Here is a 1,559-nt window from a genome sequence, read left to right on the forward strand (position 1 = left end):
AGCGAGAAACGCAAGCACCTTGTCGCGTCGCAGTTGCTTGCGGAAAACAATGGCGCCCGCCGCATCGGCTCCATGCGCCTGAAATGCGGGTTTCGCAAAGTCCCGGACAAGGAATTCAGTAAGTCGCGGACACGGATTTCAGTAAGTTCGGGACAGGGATTTCAGTAAGTCGCGGACAAAACAGGCGGCGGAATTAGGTCGATTTTCGTGAGCGCCGATCTGGCATTTTGCCCTTGTATTCGAAGCGAGGACATCAATGCCGAGACGGAAGCGAGCGAGACATACGAGCGTGAAGGACATCCGATCGATACTGCGGCTGACGTTCGAGCAGGAACTCCCTGTGCGGGCCGTTTCGGAGCGTTTGAAGATCAGCAAGACGTCGGTATCGACGTATCTGCTGCGGGCACGGGAAGCCGGACTTGCGGTCTGGCCGCTGCCCCTGGACTGGACGATGACGAGGTTCTGGAGCGACGGCTCTTTCGCCGGATGGGACGGCCGCCGCGTGACATCGATGAGCCGGACTGGCCGAAGATTGCCAGCGAGCTGAAGCGCAAGGGCGTGACGCTCAATCTGCTGTGGCAGGAATATCGTGAGAGCCATCTGGACGGCTATGGCTACACCTGGTTCTGCTGCCGTTTTGCCGAATACGAAAGCCGCGTCAAACCCAGCTATCGCAGCCGGCACGTTGCTGGCGTCGCCATGGAGTGCGACTATGCTGGCCACACGATCCCCGTCGTCGACCCTTCGACAGGAGAGATCCGCGCAGCGCAGATTTACGTCGCGGTGCTGAGCGCGTCTCAATTGACGTTCTCTTATGCGAGCTTCAGCCAGAAGCTGCCGGATTGGATCGAAGCGAACCAACGGGCCTTCAGTTACTTCGGCGGCGCGACGAAGAGGACGATCTGCGACAATCTCAAATCCGCGGTTGCCAAGGCTCTTTGGTTCGAGCCGACGTTAAATGCGACCTTCGCCGCCTTCGCCGAGCACTACGATACGACCATCCTGCCAGCGCGGCCAAAACGTCCTCGGGATAAGCCATCCGCCGAAGGTTCAGTTTTAATCGTCGAGAGGTGGTGCTGGCCAGGCTTCGAAATGAACGCTTCTTCAGCCTTGCTGATCTCAAAATCCGGATCAGCAGTTTGATCGAAGACCTCAACGGCCGGACCATGCGCCGTTATGGCAAATCCCGCCGTGCGTTGTTTGATGAGATCGAACGCACCCAGCTCAAGCCACTGCCGGCAATACCGTTTGAATATGCAGAATGGAAAGTCGCCAAGGTCCATCCCGACTATCATGTCGAAGTCGACAAGACCTTCTACTCCGTGCCGCACGGTCTGATCGGCAGGCGGGTCGATGTGAGACTGACCTACCGGGCGGTCGAGATCTTCTTTGACCATAAGCGGATCGCCAGCCACATCAGAAGCTCGCAGCGCTCGGGCCATATTACCGTCAATGAGCATATGCCGAAGGTACGCATCCGGTGAAGACCGCAGACGTGCGCATCCGGCAGCCAGGAGAACCTGAGCACCGGAGTGCTGGGGTCAAGCTTTCGATGGGGA

General features: G+C 58.2%; 2 pseudogenes. One reads left to right on the forward strand and one right to left on the reverse strand.

The features are described from left to right. Nucleotides 1–102: pseudogene (locus NKH67_RS33960) on the reverse strand (IS110 family transposase); the annotation flags it as partial. 154 nt (nucleotides 103–256) lie between these two features. On the opposite strand from NKH67_RS33960, the pseudogene istA reads away from it, so the two are divergent. After that, nucleotides 257–1,481, forward strand: a pseudogene (istA, locus tag NKH67_RS33965) (IS21 family transposase); the annotation flags it as partial. Between the last annotated feature and the right edge of the window lie 78 nt (nucleotides 1,482–1,559).

This window comes from Mesorhizobium sp. M0968, from assembly GCF_040319065.1.
Taxonomy (GTDB): Bacteria; Pseudomonadota; Alphaproteobacteria; order Rhizobiales; family Rhizobiaceae; genus Mesorhizobium.